At 62.0% G+C, this 18,307-nt stretch carries 14 protein-coding genes and 1 pseudogene; 4 read left to right on the top strand and 11 right to left on the bottom strand.

Annotation, left to right across the window (positions count from 1 at the left end; genetic code table 11):
* On the top strand, positions 1-327 hold a 327-nt coding region (locus G473_RS30860; protein WP_210163221.1), incomplete at its 5' end, for a hypothetical protein.
* Between the two features lie 275 nt (positions 328-602).
* On the opposite strand, the gene G473_RS0110735 is transcribed toward G473_RS30860, so the two are convergent.
* The 6 genes and pseudogenes from G473_RS0110735 to G473_RS30285 all read right to left on the bottom strand — a co-directional run.
* Positions 603-2,951 carry a TonB-dependent receptor gene (locus G473_RS0110735; protein ID WP_029013096.1) on the bottom strand — a complete coding sequence of 783 codons (2,349 nt, stop codon included), beginning with the start codon at positions 2,949-2,951 and terminating at the stop codon, positions 603-605.
* 201 nt (positions 2,952-3,152) lie between these two features.
* Positions 3,153-4,538, bottom strand: coding sequence for an aminotransferase (locus tag G473_RS0110730; RefSeq protein ID WP_029013095.1), 1,386 nt, complete (start codon positions 4,536-4,538; stop codon positions 3,153-3,155).
* An 11-nt stretch (positions 4,539-4,549) separates the two neighbouring features.
* A complete protein-coding gene (locus G473_RS0110725; RefSeq protein WP_051330139.1) occupies positions 4,550-5,920 on the bottom strand; it encodes a peptide MFS transporter in 1,371 nt (456 codons plus the stop codon).
* Entirely contained in the window at positions 5,917-7,107 is a 1,191-nt protein-coding gene (locus G473_RS26345; protein WP_084437909.1) for a serine hydrolase domain-containing protein, read from the bottom strand. Before G473_RS26345 ends, G473_RS0110725 begins: the two co-directional genes overlap by 4 nt.
* Positions 7,108-7,189: 82 nt before the next feature.
* Positions 7,190-8,587, bottom strand: a complete 1,398-nt coding sequence (locus tag G473_RS0110715; RefSeq protein ID WP_154667358.1) for a P1 family peptidase — start codon at positions 8,585-8,587, stop codon at positions 7,190-7,192.
* Between the two features lie 396 nt (positions 8,588-8,983).
* Positions 8,984-9,189, bottom strand: a pseudogene (locus G473_RS30285) (transposase); the annotation flags it as partial.
* Between the two features lie 174 nt (positions 9,190-9,363).
* Here G473_RS30285 and G473_RS0110705 point away from each other — a divergent pair.
* The 3 genes from G473_RS0110705 (at position 9,364) to G473_RS0110695 (ending at position 12,322) form a co-directional block, all read left to right on the top strand.
* Entirely contained in the window at positions 9,364-9,927 is a 564-nt protein-coding gene (locus tag G473_RS0110705; RefSeq protein WP_029013091.1) for an RNA polymerase sigma factor, read from the top strand.
* Complete coding sequence (locus G473_RS29225) at positions 9,924-10,400, top strand: hypothetical protein (protein ID WP_051330138.1); 477 nt, start codon at positions 9,924-9,926, stop codon at positions 10,398-10,400. The genes G473_RS0110705 and G473_RS29225 overlap by 4 nt, the downstream gene beginning before the upstream one ends.
* 239 nt (positions 10,401-10,639) lie before the next feature.
* Positions 10,640-12,322 carry a methyl-accepting chemotaxis protein gene (locus tag G473_RS0110695; protein ID WP_029013090.1) on the top strand — a complete coding sequence of 561 codons (1,683 nt, stop codon included), beginning with the start codon at positions 10,640-10,642 and terminating at the stop codon, positions 12,320-12,322.
* A 61-nt stretch (positions 12,323-12,383) separates the two neighbouring features.
* Here G473_RS0110695 and G473_RS26335 read toward each other — a convergent pair whose 3' ends face one another.
* The 5 genes from G473_RS26335 to G473_RS0110670 all read right to left on the bottom strand — a co-directional run bounded on the left by G473_RS26335 (position 12,384) and on the right by G473_RS0110670 (position 18,179).
* A complete protein-coding gene (locus G473_RS26335) occupies positions 12,384-12,803 on the bottom strand; it encodes a hypothetical protein (RefSeq protein WP_035706500.1) in 420 nt (139 codons plus the stop codon).
* Between the two features lie 86 nt (positions 12,804-12,889).
* A complete protein-coding gene (locus tag G473_RS0110685; protein WP_029013089.1) occupies positions 12,890-13,804 on the bottom strand; it encodes a ribokinase in 915 nt (304 codons plus the stop codon).
* 32 nt (positions 13,805-13,836) lie between these two features.
* Positions 13,837-14,478 carry an alpha/beta fold hydrolase gene (locus tag G473_RS26330; protein ID WP_154667356.1) on the bottom strand — a complete coding sequence of 214 codons (642 nt, stop codon included), beginning with the start codon at positions 14,476-14,478 and terminating at the stop codon, positions 13,837-13,839.
* A gap of 180 nt (positions 14,479-14,658) precedes the next feature.
* Entirely contained in the window at positions 14,659-17,025 is a 2,367-nt protein-coding gene (locus tag G473_RS0110675) for a WD40 repeat domain-containing protein (RefSeq protein ID WP_029013088.1), read from the bottom strand.
* Between the two features lie 20 nt (positions 17,026-17,045).
* Complete coding sequence (locus G473_RS0110670; RefSeq protein ID WP_210163278.1) at positions 17,046-18,179, bottom strand: autotransporter outer membrane beta-barrel domain-containing protein; 1,134 nt, start codon at positions 18,177-18,179, stop codon at positions 17,046-17,048.
* Positions 18,180-18,307: the final 128 nt, after the last annotated feature.

The raw sequence follows: 18,307 nt of genomic DNA, 5'->3' as shown, positions 1-18,307 counted from the left end.
TCGCCCCGATCTCCATCAGAAGACCGAAACCGGCACCCACAAAAGCAGGAGGATCTCGCCGTTGCAATCCCCATCCAGCGCATAACCGCCAAACTCAGAGACTGCGAAACCATCGCCCGGCAGCTTGTCGCCGCCGCGTCGGTGGAGCGCTTTCTAGCCAACCCCAACCAACCAGTCAACCAGTTTTTTTCATCCGTCCGCTTTTTTATTCAGCAGCAACCAAACCGCCAAACCAAAGCAAACCAAAACCCGGCCAACCATCCCACCAAGTCACCAACACCCAGACCCAAATCCAGATACCAGCAACCTAACAGGGGCAATAGTTAAATCCACTTGTCCGAAGGGACAAACCCTTCAAAGAACCTCGGCAATACTGAGAAATCCCAGAACCACCAATCCCAACAACTGCGAAACCAACAAGCACCGCCGTCGTGGGAGGCGCTGTATAGGCGCACACAAACAGAAGGGCAAGCGGTTTTTTGAAGGGACGGAGAATTTTTATGGAACAAACAGCGCCACCCCTCGTTATGCCCCTTCCCCTAAACAAATCCGCCCGCGACGGAGAACGTCGCGGGCGGGCGTAATGGCACCTATGGAAGCTATCAGTAGCGATAGGTTCCCGTGAGGCCAAAGGTACGCGGACGCAAGGTAGAGTTTGTCGTCAGGGGCGAGCCTGCGAAATGATGGAAACGGCCCAGGGCCGGGTGGGTATCGGTCAGGTTATTGACGAAGACCGACAGATCCACCGCTTCCAGCTTCACACCCGCCCGCAGATTGACCTGGCTGATGCTGGGCACATTGGTCAGCACGGGATCGTAGGAATAAACGGCGGGATTATCCCGGGGGCCCTTGCTGGAATAGGTGTAATCAAACCGGGCATAGGCATCGGTGTTGCCTGCCAGCACGAAATCATACTGCCCCGTGACGGTCATGGTGAATTTCGGGCCGTCGAACGCGGCATCCCCCTTCTCCGCCAGGATGGCACCGGCACCGCCCAGCACCGTCTGGTCGAAAGTGGCGTCTGTATAGCCGAGCACGACACCCAGCGTGACATCATCCGTCACCTTGCCCTGCACCGACAGATCGAAGCCCTTCGAGGTGATGGAGCCGGCATTGTTGATGAAACTGGAACCGCAGGTGGGCAGCCAGACGGAACGCTGCACATCCTTCCATTCAATGTAATAGCCGCTGGCTTCCGCCATCACCCGACCATTGAACAGATAGCTTTTGGTCCCCGCCTCATAGGACCAGACGCTGTCGCTGTCATAGGAGGTGGGGGAGCTTTGCAAGCCCAGGCTTTGCAGATCAGCACCACAGAAGCTGGTGGGCACCGCCGTCTGCGCCCCACCGGCACGGAAGCCCTTGGACGCCGTGGCATAGAACATCACGTCGGGATCGTACTGGTAGGTCAGGCCGAATTTGGGCGTGATCGGCGTCTCTGACGTGGAGCCATCACTGGCAAGCGTACCACCCGCCCAGGGCCCTTCGGCCGCCTGTTCATGATTGATCTTGAGATGGGCAACGCGCACGCCGGCAGTGACCTTCAGCTTATCGGCCAGCGCGTAGTCCACCTGACCGAAACCGGCGATCTGTTCAGTTTTGGACCGGGTCCGGCTGTCATAGAGAAAATCGCCCGGCAGCAGGGGTACGCCATACCAGCTTGCCGCATTGAAGGCGCCACCCGTGGCGTTGCGGATCAGCGTGTCGACATAGCTGTCCTGGTTGGCCTGGGCTGATTGCTGCTTTTCATGGCTGTAGAAGCCACCCACCACCCAGGTCCAAGGGCTGTCGCCGGGCGTGGATTGCAGGCGCAGTTCCTGGCTGAAATTATTCTGCTTCTCGCTGAAATAACCCGGCGCGTTCTGGCCCGGCAGGGTCACATAGGGACCGGCGCCGACAATCTCGCTGACGAAATTGGTGTAATCGCGCACCTCGTCCTGATCACGGTCGAAATAGGCGGTGACGGAGGTCAGTTCCACAGCCCCGAAATCGGCATTGATGGTCAGGGATGGCAGGTAATACCGGTCGTGCTGCGGCTGGGACAGGGCATAGCCAGTGCGGAACTCCCCCTTTGACGGGTTGGACAGGCTTTCCCAATAGCCCGTCGTGTCATCGATATCGATGTCCTGATAATAAATCCCCGGCGTGATGCGCAGGCTATCGGTCGGCGCCCAGGTCAGGGCCAGCTTGGCGGCCTTGCTGTCCTGAGCATTGGCATTCTTGTCGGCAATCGTGCCATTTTCCGGGTTGGTACGATCCACCCAGCCGCCATCGCGGCGATACCAGGCCGAGCCGCGGAAGGCCAGCTTGCCGGTTTGCACCGGCGTGCTGACCGACACGCCCGCCTCATAGGACGGATCGCCCTTCTCGGTGAAGGCCAGTTCCGAGCGGCCATAGATATGCGTGTTCTCAAGATCGGGCTGGCCGGTGATGAAGCGCACGGCACCACCTTCTGCCCCGGCGCCGAACAGGGTGCCCTGCGGCCCGCGCAGCACCTCCACACGCTCCAGATCGAAGACCTTGGGATAGACATTGGCCGAGGAGAAGCCAAGGGAGCGCACCTGGATCGGCACATCATCGATATAGATGCCGGTCGTGGCGGCCCCATCATTGGACTGGATGCCACGGATGGAGATGTTGGTGTTGGAACCGCTGAAATAGCTCTGGCGGCTGAAATTCAGCCCCGGTGTCAGACGGGTGATATCCTCGATCTGTCGGACCCCCTGGCTGTCCATCTTCTCCTGGCTGAAGGCGGCGATGGACGCCGGCACCCGCGACAACCGCTCTGCGCGGCGGTTGGCGGTGACGATGATCTCCTCCAGCACGACGCTACCAGAGGCGGGGGCTGCCTCCTGCGCGTGGGCCGGCAGGGCGGAAAAGGCGGTGAGCGCCATCAGCGAGGTCGCCAATGGCAGGCGGGCACGCGAAGAGACTCTGTCGAAGACAGTCATCTGAGGAATCCCCGTTCTGTTCATCTGTTCTTGGCTTTACCGCCTACTGTCCCGCAGCGGCGTCGATAGCATGATGCGGTGCTATTGCGCTGCGGAAACAGATGCCAATGATGCGGTGATCGGTGACTTTTAGGCACCAGGGCGGGGGTGACTTTACTGTCGCGCATTTTAAGGCTGCCAACCCGCCCTGGATGGTGTGGATCAGGCACCGATCTCGGCAAGGGCGGGGCCCGCTACATCCAAAGCCGCCGCCATGGTTTCCACGATGCGGTCGATCTCCGCATGGGTGATGGTGAGCGGCGGGCTCATCACCAGCGTGTCACGCACGGCGCGCACCATCACGCCCTTGTCGATGCAGATATCGCGCACGATGGGGCCGGCCTTGCCTTCCTTGCCGCCAAACCGGCTGTTGGTGCCTTTGCGGGCGACAATTTCCACGGCCCCCAGCAGGCCGATGGAACGTACCTCTCCCACCAGCGGATGAGAGGCTAGGCGCTGCAGGGCGTGGGCCAGATAGGGGCCGGTATCGCTGGCCGTGCGACCGACCAGCCCTTCCCGCTCGATAATGTCGATATTGGCCAGCGCCACAGCAGCGGCGGTGGGGTGGCCGGAATAGGTGTAGCCATGGATGAAGGCGCCGCCGGCCTGACGCAATGTCTCCACAATATGGCTGGCGACACCAACGGCGGAAATCGGGACATAGCCGGAGGACAGGCCCTTGGCCATGGAGATGATATCCGGCTTCACCCCATAATGCTGGAAGCCGAACCAGGAGCCCAGCCGGCCGAAGCCGCAGATCACCTCGTCGCAGATCAGCAGAATGCCATATTTGCGGCAGATCGCCTCGATCCGGGGCCAGTAGCCGCGCGGGGGAATGATGACGCCACCAGCCCCCTGCACCGGCTCCCCGATGAAGGCCGCAACATTATCGGGGCCCAGTTCCAGGATGCGGGCTTCCAGCGCGGCGGTGGCGCGCTGGCAGAACGCCTCCTCATCCTCACCGAACCCTTCATTGAAGCTGTAGGGCTGCATGATATGGCTGAAGCCGGGCAGCAATGGCCCGCCCTGTGCCTTCATCGGCCCCATGCCGCCCAGGCTGACCCCGGCGATGGTGGAGCCGTGATAGGCATTGTCGCGGGCGATGATGATCTGGCGGTCCGGCTGACCCTTGGTCGTCCAGTAATGGCGCACCAGCCGGATCACCGTGTCGATGGCTTCCGACCCGGAATTATTGAAGAAAACATGGGAGAGGTCACCCCCCATCAGGCCAGCGATACGGGCGGCCAGTTCCACCGTGGTGGCGGGGGCTGTCTTGAAGAAAGTGTTGTAATAGGGCAGCTCGCGCATCTGCTGATAGGCGGCGCGGGCGAGTTCATCCCGGCCATAGCCGACCTGCACGCACCAGAGACCCGCCATGGCATCCAGGATGCGGTTGCCATCGCCATCAATGATGGTGGCCCCCTCGGCGCGGGTGATGATGCGGCTGCCGCCAATATCGCGGATCAGCTTGTGATCCTGCTGGGCCGGCAGATGATGGGCGACATCCAGGCGGCGAAGGGCCGCGATATCATGGTTGCGGATGGTCATGCGACTTGTCCTTATCGGGTAAGCACGCGGCCAAGCGGCCGCTTCAGCAGCAGGATGATCAGGGAGCCGGCGCCGACGATGGCGGCATGCAGGGCCCAGAATGCGGCCGGGCTCATCGCCTCGTAAAAGCGGCCAAGCCAGCCGCTGGCGATGGAGCCGGCGAAGATGGAGAGGTAATAGACGCCCACCATCATGGCGTTGATGGAGGGGGGGCCGCTGCGGGTGAACAGGGCCAGCGCGATGGGCGCCACATGCAGATATCCCGACGCGCAGATAAAATGAAACAGGATGGGCCAGACAACGCTGATGCGGCCATCACCGCCCCCGGCCAGGGTTTCCGCCAGCGCCAGCCACAGCGCGGCGGCCCCGAACAGGCCATAGCCGATGATGAGCTTGCCCAGATCGCCCGGCTCTGCCTGACGCTTCGCCAGCCGCCGCCAGATCACCAGACTGACGGGGGCAAGTGCCAGCACCGCCAGCGTATCCACGGACTGAAACCAAGTGATCGGCAAGTCGAAGCCAAACAGGCTGCGGTCCACCCGGTCCCGGATCCACAGCACATACGTGGTCCAGACCTGGGTCTGCACGGTCCAGAACAGGGTGGCGGTCAGCAGGATCAGCAGCAAGGCCGCCACCACCTGACTGTCACGCCGGGTCAGGGGTGTGCGCTCTCCCCCCCGAATGGCGACGACATCAACCGGCATATGGCGCTGGCCATGCCAATAAATCCCCAGCCCGATCAGCATGCCGATGCCGGCAGCCCCAAAACCGTAATGCCAGCCGTAAAGCTCCCCCAGCGTGCCGCAGATCAGCGGGGCGATGAAGGCACCGAGATTGATCGCCATATAGTACAGGGAAAAGGCGGCATCGCGGCGCCGATCCTCCCGGTCATAAAGCGCACCGACCTGGGCGGCGAGATTGCCTTTCAACAGGCCACAGCCCAGTACCAGACACAGCAGGGCCAGCAGGAAGGCCGCCTCGAACGCCATGATGAAATGGCCGAACGCCATCATCACGGCCCCCAGCATGACCGCCCGACGCCGACCGATATAGCGGTCGCCCAGCAACCCGCCGAAGATCGGCGTCAGATAGGTCAGGCCGCCATAAAGGCCGAAAATCTGGGTGGCCAGGGCCTGGGTGGAAAGCGGACCGAAAATCCCTTCCACCAGGGCGCGGAAGGCGGGGAAGCCCGCCACCTGCTCCACCGCTCCCGGATGGAGAAGATACCCGGCCATATACAGCACCAGCAGTGCCTGCATGCCGTAGAAGGAGAAGCGCTCCCACGCCTCGGTGAAGACGATATAGGCCAGTCCCTTGGGGTGGCCGAAAAAGGCCCGGCCTTGACCGGGAATGTTGGCAAGGCTGACGGCGCTGTCGGTCATCGGTCACCCTGGGCGAAGGCCGCCGCGACGGCATTGAAGAAATCGATATCGGGGATGGCTTCCGCCCCCTTGGGCTTGGACCGGGCAGAATTGACCGCCACCACCAGCCGCCGGGCGGGATTGACATAGATATACTGGCCGAAAATGCCGCCGGCCCTGTAGGCCCCATCCTGGAAGCCGCCATCAGTGCCCGGCTGGGGCCACCACATGAAGCCGTAATCCAGCGCCTGTCCGGTGGCGAGGTGGCGTGGGCGTGCCGCCTCTTCCATCCAGCCATCGGGCAGCACGGGCATGCCGTCGATCACCCCGCCCTCCAGCACGAACTGGCCGAAACGGGCAAAGTCCCGCAGGCAGGCATGCAGGCCGCTGCCGGCAATTTCCAGCCCATCCGGCCCTTCCAGCCACCATCGTGCATGCTGTTCCATGCCATAGGGGCGCCAGATCTTCTCCGCCAGATAATCAGACAGGAAGCGGCCCGTCGCGGCCTGGACCAGCGCACCCACCACATGGGTTTCACCGGTGGAATAGTTGAAAAGCGTGCCGGGGGCGCCGGCTTTGGGCTGGCCGGCCAGATGGCGCAGGATAGCCCCCGGCCGCTGGGCGATCTGGGCTTCCAGCATGCGGCGGCGGTCGGACGCGGGGTCACCGTAATTCTCATCGAACGCGACGCCGGACGTCATCTGCAAGACATCGCGCACCGGCACGCCATCATAGGCAGAACCGCGCAACTCCCCGATATAATCGGCAACATTATCATCCAGGGAGCCGATGAACCCGTCGCGGATGGCAGCACCGACAAGGGTGGTGCTGACCGATTTGGCCATGGACATGGAAAGCCATCGGGTACGGGCATCATTGCCCCCCTGATAGGTTTCCAGCGCCACTGCCCCGTCATGCAGCACCAGCAACCCGTGGACCCGGTTGCGGGAGATGTAATCGAAAATATCGACCGCGCGGCCCTCGCTGACAAAGCGCAGGCCTGACAGGTCAACCGGCCGTTCGGGCAAGGGCCGGGGAATGGGTGCGGCCGGCACCAGCCGCGTGGCGAATAGCCGGTCACCATGGCGCAGGGTCTCGGCCATCATATCGGGCGTCAATAGCCCGGAATAGGCCCGCCGCACCCGCGCTGCCGCATCCAGATCGGGCGGAACAAGCGCGGCAGCAGGCGGCGGAAAGGGCGTGTCCATGGGTCAAGGCCTTCGCGGACGGGACGGGGAACCGGATGCGATCCGGCGTCAGGCGACAGCAGGGGTGAAGCCCGGACTGGCCTTATCGCCGCCCCACCTGCTGCCATTCACCGGGGTTCAGCACCAGTACGCCGGGCGCAGCGAAGCGGGCGGTGAAGGGATAGCGGCCTGGGATGGTGAAATCGGTATCGGAGACGGGCAGCAACTCCACCTTCTCCTCCTTCTTCACGGCAAAGGCCGCACGCGCGCCGGTGGCCTGGGCATAAAGCCGGTCCCCCTCTGCCGTGACACTTACCTTCACCTGATCGGAGAAGACATAGTCGCCCGCGAGGGCCGACACCTGATCTGCCTTCAAGATCGCGCGCTTGGCCGGTTTTGGCGCCACCGGCTGCTGGGGTACAGACGACAGGATGGCATCCCACATCACCTCCCCCGCCACGCCGGCGAGATCGAAGGAAGGAAGCCCCTTGTCGCCTTCCACCTCAGCCGTGGAAACGGCATAGAGGACATCGCCGTCAAAAATGGTGGCGAAGGGCTGCAGCCCGCGCGCCATGGAGGTGTGAACCTGCACGGCCAGCCGTTCCAGTTCCGCCTGGTCCAGCTTCTGGTTAGTGACAACCAGGGAAACGGTGGTGTTGCGCCGCTCATCCTTGCCGGTGCGCAGGCCCTTCCAGTCCGGCTTGCGGCTGTCCGGCATGGCTTGCAGCAGGTCTGCCGCCTTCAGCCCGGCGGGCCAGTCCTTGTCCTTGTGGCAGGAGACGACATTGCCCTCCCGGTCCACCACCACGCCCAGCGCGTTCACGATGGTGAAGGCGGCGATCTTCACCTCCCCGATCTGGCGGAAGGCACCACCCTGGCCAGAGGCGGCGTTGCAGCCGAACAGGCCACCAGTCCGGGCCAGCCGGCCTGCCCCATGGGCCCCAACCGGGAATTCCCCCGGCTTGGCCGCGCGATAGGCGGCCTGGGCCAGCTTTTTGTCGGGATAGATCTCGTTCAGGCGGCGGTCGCCCAGATCATAGATGATGGCACCCACGGACAGGGCCAGATTGTCCCAGGAACCGGACCGATAGCCATCATCCATCATGGCCGTGGCCACTGCCGTGGTCGCCTCCAGCCCGTACCAGGAACCACCAGCGAAAACGACGGCATCCAGGTCGGGCGTCTCATAGCCCAGGCGGACAAAGTCGGTATTCACCGTGCCCGGCCCACCGCCACGGACATCAACAGCCGCATGGACCTTGCGGCCAAAGGTGAAGACGGTGACCCCGGTGGGGCCTTCGGCATATTCGCCCGTACCAATCCGCAGCATCGGCCAGTCGAAGCGCAGCAGATTCTGCCCGTTATTGACGACGGGGGTCAGGTTTTCCTGTCCCGCCCCGGCCGGCATTGTCGCCAAAGGCACCAGCATGCTGGCAGCCAGCAACCCGTTGCGCATCATGCGGCGCCATCCACGCCCGGCGGAACCCGTCTTCACTGTCATGCCCGTTCTACCTGCTGGTCGTTTGTCATTCGCTTTATCGCATCATCCTGCTGCGCACAGGCGATAGACGGAAGATGACAATCAGGTCAGGCATGGTGCGCAAGGGTCACCATCCGGGGCCTGGAAATGGAAAAGGGGAAGGCGGGCTTTCCCCCAGACTGCTGACAAACACCGTTGAAATTGGGCGGGGTTTTGTTTCGGGTTATTTCAAACGGTTATGGTGGTTTTTGGCAGACCAATGAGGATGACGGTGCAGATAAGACGTCGATTGCCCAGATGAGAGGTGCAGTGCCTGGGTAATTGCCATCAGGCCCCCGTCTGCGTGCAAGGGTGGTGGCGATTTTCTTGATCTTCTGGGCGGCAGCGGCCAGCAGGATTCTGGCTCAAGGTCGACGCATAACCGATCAGCAGCGTCTTGACAAAACCACGGGGTGCAGCGCCAAACAGCCATTGTCTGCGCAGTAAAAATGCGCAACACGATCCCGGATCAAACTGAAATCCATCGCCGGGTCGATCTTCCGCAGCAGATGGGCCACCGGAACAAGCGACGCGATCATCACCATCTCAAGTTCCGTTTGTTGGGGCACGGCTGGCTTAAGCATAACCATGGTTGAATCAAAAACTCCCGCCACTGGTAAAGGCTTTGTCAGCAGTCTGACGCCCCTGTCAGACATGACGGCGGCTTTCGTGTTTTCAGGCGATGTTTTCCTTGATCGTATAAAAATCCCCGAACCTTTCACTACGCCTTGCGACTACCTGAATGAAAGGGAGGCAGCATGGCTGATGATGATGAAATCAACCGCGCCGACACATTGCTAACAATACGCTGCCTGCTGGGCGAAGCGGACGCTTTCGAAGCGCTTGCCCGGCGCTGGGCGGCACCCCTGTTCCGCTATCTGCGGGGCTGGGCACGCGATACGGACGAGGCAGACGAACTGGTCCAGGATGTCTGGCTAAGGGTGTTGCGCGGCCTGCCGGCTTTACGGGACCCATATCGTTTTCGGCAATGGCTATTCGGCATCGCCCATCGCACAGCGATGGATCATTTACGCAAACGTCAGCGCCTGCCCCAAACCAGGGAGATGGAAGAAGCCGATCATATCGCCATGATTGATGAACGGGATGCCAGCGCCGACCGCGAAATGATCCTGCGCGCCCTTGAACAGGCGCTGGATCAGGTACCGCTGACCGAGCGGCAGACCCTGACCCTTTTCTATCTGGAAGAAATCCCGATCGCTGAAATCGCGCAGATTCAAAGTGTGCCGGTCGGCACCGTGAAATCACGTCTGTTTCGGGGGCGGGGACAATTACGCACCCTTATGGAAAGGCTGGAACGATGAACACGACGCAGGCGCGGGTGGAAACGCTTCTGATCCGTCAAGGTCATGATATGCTCAACCGGCCAGAGCGCTGGGGTTATGTAGCGCTTCTTATCGCTGCGCTGGCTATGGCCGCCACGCTCACGGCCCTTCTGGTGACCGAGACATCACTGCCCACCCGCACAATGGCAGCATTTGCCACAATGCTTGTCATGGCCCTATGCTGGGTCGCACACGCCGGATGGGTGCTGACACATAGACGCCCGTTATATGGGCGACATAAACTTACCGCTACCCGCCTCGCCACAGGCTTCAGTGCCCTTTATACCCTGGGGGCCGGACTATTATGGTCTTCCGGCATAGGATCCGGGGCGGCAGCGGCCACGCTTCTTGGCTGCCTCATGCTGAGCGGTGCAACCGTGCTCCACATCAAAACCAGGCGGCAGGTAGCTATATTGGAAAAACAACGTCGTCAGTTGGAAAGCGCCTATTGACGATCGAGATCCCCCCACCTTTTGGTCAGGTGGGGGATCTGTTTAAGAACGATCGTGCGCAGATGCCGCTTACATTATCAAAAAATTTCAAGTCTTTGATTTTACGAATGTTTCTAAGTCATTAAATATGATTTAAATATTTAAACATAGTTTTTACTATCCCCCTGCAGAGGTTGCGCAATAGTTTGGGCGAGCGTAATGGAGCATTGACCATTTAAAGTTCCACGCTGGAGACGGGCATGTTCCGGAATTTTTCAATTCGTATCCGGGTAATCGGCGCCTTCGGCGCGGTTCTGGCCTTCACATTGTTGCTCGGCCTTTTCTCGCTGACACGGTTGAACGTGGTGGCGAATGACGGGCTTGTGATCGGTACCGATTCCCTGCCTTCTGTCCGCTATATCGGCGATCTCTACGCAGCTTTGATGCGAACCCGCATCAACCATTATCAATACCTAACTGCCTCCAGTGAAAAAGACATACAAGCGTCTGATGAGCGGATGGCCCTTTCGGCTAAGCTCCTGGCCGAGGCAAAGCAGAATTACGCGCCACTGATCTCCAGCCCGGAAGAGCAGCGCGTTTATGAAAACCTTTTGCGCATCTGGAACGGCTACAGCGAATCCTTCAACGACCTTAAGGCGTTGAAGCTGCAAGGTCGTACCGACGAAGCAAATGCTCTTATGGCCAGCAAACTCACTCCGCAATATCGTGAAGTGCAAGGTGAGGTGGAGAAGCTGATCAAGCTGAATATCGCGACCTCGGATGCCGCAGTGACAGAAGTCCGAAGCGCCACACGCTCTGCCCTGATCACAATCAGTGTAGTCCTCGCTCTTGCGATCGCGGTGACACTGGCGGCGATATGGTCACTTCTGGGTGGCGTGGTCCGGCCGATACAGATTTTGACCGGTGTGATGAACCGGCTGGCCAAACATGAACTGGCTGTGGCTGTGCCCGATGCGGACAAGGGCGACGAGGTGGGCGAGATGGCCCGCGCCGTGCAAGTCTTCAAGGAAGGGCTGGTCACCGCCGATCGGCTGGGCGAGGAGCAGAAAGCGGAGCAACAGGCAAAGGAAGCACGCGCCGTCAATATCGCCCGTTTGATCAATGATTTCGACCAGCAGGCATCGGCTGTGCTGCGCACCGTGGGGGCCGCCGCGACGGAACTGGACGCTACGGCCCAATCCATGGCCGCCATTGCCGAGGAAACCAGCCGCCAGGCGGCAGCCGCTGCCGCGGCGGCAGAGCAGACCACGGCCAATGTCCAGACGGTTGCCGCTGCGTCGGAGGAAATGGCCGCCAGCATCGCCGAAATCAATCATCAGGTTAACCACTCAAAAACCATCTCCAACCGGGCAGCCCACGAGGTTCAGCAGACCGATCACACCGTCGCCGGCCTGGCGGAGGCCGCAGGCCGTATCGGCGCTGTCGTGCAACTGATCCAGGATATTGCGGCGCAGACCAACCTGCTGGCGCTGAATGCCACGATTGAGGCTGCGCGCGCCGGCGAAGCGGGTAAGGGATTTGCCGTCGTCGCCAGCGAAGTGAAAACGCTGGCCCAGCAGACCGCAAAAGCAACGGAAGAAATCGCGACCCAGGTCGGGGCGGTCCAGCAGGCGACGGAAAGCTCCGTCACTGCCATCCGCAGCATTGGCGCAACGATCCAGTCCGTGTCGGAGATCGGTACGTCGATTGCTGCCGCCATGGAGGAACAGGGCGCCTCAACGACGGAGATTTCCCGCAATGTCACCCAGGCCGCCGCCGGTACACAGGAAGTGTCGGTCAATGTCATCCAGGTGACGGAAGCTGCCGGCCAGACCGGTGCCGCTGCCGGTCAAGTGCTGGGTGCCGCGCAGGAATTGGCCCAGCAGGCAGAAACCCTGCGTGCGCAGGTAGAACAGTTCCTTGCAGATATCAGGGCGGCTTAACACGCCGGATCGAAGCCTAGGGTATGAAAGGGCGTCGCCATCGGGCGGCGCCCTTTTTACGTCAGGGCTTACGCCGCTGGCTGAAAGCCGCCGCCAGCGCCTTCAGGTTATCGGCCTGATCACCGGCCTCATCTGCCGGTTCCGACGCTGCCGTTCCCGGTTTTGACGGGGCCGCACCGCCGCCCGTGCCCATCCGCGCGATGATGGCATCCAGCATCTGCGGCGGCAGCTTCTTTGGCCCCGTGGAGGGGCGGCTGATGCCCTGGCCGGGCGCTGGCGCGGCGGTGGTCACCCCGCCGCCGCGCGCCACGCGATCCACGGCGCTGCCAACGATGGCTTTCAGGAAGGGTTTGCAAAGACCACGCAGCAACTGCTCGTCATCCAATGCCCAGGCGGCCAGGATGCGCTGTGCCTGCCCACGGCTACCCTGCGCGGCCTTCAATGCCTCGCGGATCTTGAGCGTGACATAGGTATCGCTCATCGCCCTGGCTCCCCTTGAATCATCCTGCTGACAGACTACCCAGCCCTGCTGCTGCTCCCAAGCGGAAAGTGCAGATTGGGATTGCCTTATCCCAATGCTGCCCGCACTTCCGCCGCTGTCGGCATCGCCGTGCCGGTGCCGACACGGGTGCAGGCAATGGAAGCGGCGACATTGGCATAGCGCATGGCGACCGCCAGATCGTCCCCCGCCGCCAGCCGCGCAGCCAGACTACCAACGAAGCAATCCCCGGCGCCGGTCGTATCGATGGCTTTTACCTTGCGGCCCGGCACGGCCGTGATGGCATCGGCAGTCACCGCCAGGGCGCCCCGCACGCCCAGCGTGGCAATCACGGTCTGGCCGGGCCGGCGGAACAGGCGGCGGGCCGCAGCGGCCACATCGGCTTCCGTCGCATCCTCGGCCAGTTCGACGCCAGCGAAATGGCCCAGTTCCGTCTCGTTCACCACCAGCAGGTCGGTGTCGTACCAGAGGCTGTCAGATGCATCGTCCAGCGCCGGAGCTGCATTCAGCAATGTCCGGGCACCGGCAGCACGGGCACGGGCGAACAGGGCAGCAATGGCAGGCCGCGGCACCTCAAACTGGCTGACCACGATATCGCCGGCGTCAATATCAATGCCATCCGCATCGGCCGAGGTAACTTCCAGATTGGCCGCCGGGATAACCACAATCCGGTTTTCCGCCGTCGCATCCACCATGATCAGCGCATTGCCGGTGGCGCGGCTGTCGCTGCGGATCAGGCTGGCAGCGATACCCTTTTCCTGGAAAAAGGCGACAATCTGGTCCCCGAAGAGGTCGCGGCCGATCCGTCCGGCAAAGGCTACTGCCACCCCCTGCTGCACCGCGGCGACAGCCTGGTTCAGCCCCTTGCCGCCCGGCATCAGGTTAACCGTCTCCCCATTCACCGTCTCGCCCCCTTTGGGCGCGCGCTGCATGGTGGCGAGGATATCGACATTGATGCTGCCGAGGATGACGAGCTTGGCCATGATTCTTCCCGAACAAAGCGTTTGAACGACACCTACCCTGCCCCGGCCCATTTGGGAAGATGGTGGATGAGAGACCGGGCCCAGGGCCCATCATGGCCGGTTGCGGGGAGGATCAGACGGGTCGCAGGACTGCCAGCCGGCAGGCTGTTGAAGAAACCATCCATGGTCGCGGGCGGCACCGTTTCATCGGTTGCCCCTTGCAAATGCAGTTGTGAAATATTCCCCAGTGCCGGGGCCACATCCACAGGATTCAATGATCCGTCCAGCGGGCTGACATGATGATGTCCTGTCCACGCCCTGTGATCCAGCACCCCCGCCAGCGTCACCAGCCCAGCCACATCCCGTCGCCGGGCTGCAAGCAGGACCACAACCGCTCCACCACCGGAATAGCCGATGAAAACGACCATGTTGCGACCGGTAGCGAGCTTCAACCCATCCACCGCCTGCCCCATGGCAGCGATCACCTCGGGCGCAAAACGATGGCTGGTCCAGTAGCGTGCATCGCACCCCCTTCCTGGCACATCATATTGGCAGGGCCGGGCAAGGTAGGCGGCACAGGGCGTATTCATCGCCGCCATCACCTGAATCAGCGTATCGTCCAAAGGTGTGGGATCATCAGAAGGATGGGCGCGATCACGCCATGCCCGCCCATCCCCCTCAATGAAGACAAGCAACGGCTCGGGCCCCGGTTCTGCGCACCGGAGGATGGCTTTAAGATCGAACGGCCCCGCAGGCAGCGTGAGGATGGCCCCACCCAGCCGGTGCGCCCGATGGCCCAGAGGGGGCGCGGCCACGCAGGCTGACAGGCAAAGCCCCAGCAAAAATGGCAACAGCCGGCAGCCCCTCATGGAACGTCACCGCACCTGGAAATCGGCACCCGCTGCCGCCAGGACCGGGGTTTGCATTGTGTTGGTGCCCGTACCGGCACCCATCATCCTGGTCTTATCCATCGCCAGGGCCGCCAAGGCTGGCACCCATTGCCGCGTATAATCCGACAGTTCGCGCAGCATCACTTTGCCATCACGTGGGCTAACATCTGCGGGGTAAAACCCGGTCATATCCGCCTTCACGCCTGAAAGCAGGATGTAGGAGAAGATGCCCATCTTGAGCCCCTCATATTGGTGGGACTGCTCTGCGCTGCTGGCCGACGCCAGGATGACAACACCCGTATCCTGCGACACCCGGTTCAACAGGCGGCGCTGGCTGAAGGCATTCAACACATCAAGCACCGCGCCGGAATAACAGGCATCAATGATGAGAACGATCCGCCCTGCCTGAATTCGGGACAGTTTTTCCGCCAGTTGGGTGGCGGAAAGACCATAGGTTGGCAAATCGGACAGATCGTCCCGTCGCACCTCGGAAGACGGAAAGAACCATTGCCCCTGGTAGAAAGCCCCATGTCCCACCAGCGCAATGATCGCCACATCTTGCGGGCGTGCCTGTTCCATCCCGTTGAACAGCGTGTGGATATCGACCATCCTGGTCCGCGTGTCGCGTAACACCATATCCGGGTGGGAATAGACGGGCATGGGGCTGCCGTTCCCGGCGAAAATATCCCGCAGATGGGCGGCATCACTGCCAGAATAAAGAAGGCGCGACAGAGCCGGCGTACCATAAGCATCAATGCCCATGGCGGCGAACAGCAGGCGACCGGGTGCCGTCTCCCCCTCCCGATTCAGCGTCAGGCTGGGGGAAGCCACCTCCACCTCCCCCCAGCCGGCAACCAGCGCCGCAAAGCGGTTTTCCCCCACCGCCAGCGGGGCGGGGATTTGCCAGGTGAAGACCTTGCCCCCATCGCTGACATCCGGCGCCGGCAGCGCCCCCATATCCAATAGCCGTTCGCCCCGCCTGAGACGTAACCGGGGTACCGCAGCATTGGCAGGGGGCTGGGCAAAAATGGCTTCCACCTTCAACATCACCCTGTCGCTATCGGATGCAGGCCTGTCGGAAAGGGACAGACGCACCTCTGGCGGCAGCTCAAACCCTTGCTCCGGCGTGGCAGGCGGGGTGGTCGCCAGCGGTGCTATGCCGGCAGACAGATAGCGGGCTGCCAGGCCCGGCTCGAACCATTTTTCACTGAATGCGACAAGGTCGATATCACGCTGGCCCAGACGCCAGGCGAAGTCCCGGGCAATCTCTGCGGTTCCATCAAAGCGCCCCGCCCGGTCGATCACAGCCCAATTAGTGGCCGTTATATGGATATCGGCCATTCCTTCTGCCGTTCTTCCATCCACCAGGGTAACCCGACCATCATTACCCGCCGCCAGGATAGTGCCACGGACCGTCGCCAGGAGGTCGCCCGTTGTGGCACCGGCAAGGGTTGGGGCCGGGCCGGAACGGCCATCATCGACCTGAAAACTAACCGTTGCGTCTCCAGCCCGCCCGAAACCCAGCCCCCCCGGCGCCAAAGCCAGGGATGTGATGGATTGCCCCGTCTCAAGGGTCCAGGCGACGGCACCACCAGGCGACAGCCGCGTCAGCACACCGTTCTGCGCCGCCGCCAGCATCACCCCCGTGCCATCGGCTGTCAGCGCCGCGACCGGGCCGGACAGGCGCCATTGGTCGATAAGCTGGACCGTCCCTTCACCCACCCGCAGATGCCAAACGGCCCCATTGGCCGCCCCCGCAAGTACAGCACCACTGCCAGCCGCCGCGAGGTGGGTCACCCCCTGGGGGGCACCCGATACTGGTTGGGGGATACCATCGGCATCCAGCAGAAACAGACCATCCTGCGCCGTTGCCACCAAGACAGGCCCGTCCGGTTGCCCTGTCAAGGCGGTAACACCCTTGAGAGACAGGGGGATGAAATCTGCCGGGGCCGTCTGGCGCCAGAACAAGGCGGTGCCGGCATCATCACGCAGCACCATCCATAGCCCGCCATCGCCCAGCGCCACCCTGTCAATGCCGGGGGGCGGACGCAGAAACTGAATCTGCGCCCCGATCCGCATATCCCACAGCCGGATGCCGCCATCACCGGTCAGGATGGCGAACCGATCCTGACCGGTGACACCAGCAAGGCCAACGATGGCAGGGGGGCGGCCGCTGCGAATAACCAGTTCCGGGCGCAGAAGCTGGCGGGCCTGAGTGGAAAAAGCGCGGGTCGTCACCCCGACTGCCGTCCCCGGCCCCGCACCGGGAAAACGCTGTGCCATGGCCGTTTGCACCATCAGCCCCAGCACAAGCAGGCCGGTGGCCAGAACGATCCAGCGATAACGCAGCATCACGCGATCCCCCCACCCGATCAGAAGCGATAGCGGAAGCTGGCGGCCAGAGACTGCGACCGGCTGCCTTCCCGGCGTACCTGCTGGGAGAAATCCAGGCTGGCTGTCATCTGGGCCGCCAAGGTCAGACGCGCACCCAGATTGACAACACCACCGGTTTTGTCAGACAGGCTGCTGTTGATCAGGTCATGTTCCAGGGCCACACCGATATAGGGCTGCACCTGCCCCATCAGATATGCCGCCTCGAAAGAGGCGACCACTTGGCTCAGGATCAGATTGCCCTGGTCCACCGGACGGTTGTTGCTGGCGGTGTAATCATCCAGCCAGTCAATGGCATAGTTGTAGTTCAACCCGCCGCTCAATGTCATCCGGTGCTGTCCGGCTGTGTCCAGGGGCGCGTCGTGAAAGGCCCGCGCACCCAACGACCCAAGGAAACGAGTGGAATCAAAATCGCCTGTCACGCGGTTCCCTAATTGAAGGCTGGTCAGGCTGTTGTCCCCCTTGCCAAGGCTGGCAAGACCGAACGCCTGCAGCCAGGAAAGGGGAGAATAAACGCCATAGAGCGACCCCATATAGGTATCGCTCTCAGCTCCGCCATCGACGCTGAAATCGCTCCGCCCCCGTTCATAGGTGAAGGCCAGCCCCAGCGCCAGATCACCCCTGGGAACATAATCCACGCCCGCCATCAGCGTGGTCACCTTGCCCTCCACCCGGAAATCACCAGTGGCCGCCGTTTCCGACCGGGTAAGATCACCCCACATACCGATATTGGAAAGGTCCCATCCGGCCCCATCACCGCCCGAGAGACCCGTGGCACCCGTGGAAACCGGCGTTGCCTGCCTCAATCCCGTGTCCCCCCGCAGGGCGCTGATCCGCGCTGCGATACTGCGCACCAGCGAACGGACCACCACCTGATTCTGGGCGGAAAGACTTTCCTGGGCCAGTTCAGCAGAGACTTTCTGGGTCAGGGAACCGTCCAGATACTGGACAATGGCAGCGGTCAACGCCGTCAGAGTCGGATCGGTCCGGTCGAACATATTGCTGTCGAAGATAACCATGGCAGAGCCCGCCGGCGCATTGGCGAGTTGGCCGGGGTTGAAACCGATGATCGTCCCCCCGGTCACCACACCGTTAAGCTCATCCCCGACCGTCACAAAAAAGCCGGCACCAGGCGTAGTGGATCCACCAAAGGCTTTGGCGCCATCATAATTATTGGAAGCATCAAAATCCACAATTGGGGGAACGTCTTTCCCTACCAATTTAACAGTCTGCACATTGGGAG

It is taken from the genome of Niveispirillum irakense DSM 11586, assembly GCF_000429645.1.
In the GTDB taxonomy this organism is placed as follows: domain Bacteria; phylum Pseudomonadota; class Alphaproteobacteria; order Azospirillales; family Azospirillaceae; genus Niveispirillum; species Niveispirillum irakense.
The sequence above is the reverse complement of the archived record's forward strand: the minus strand, read 5'-3'. Positions and strand labels throughout refer to the sequence as shown.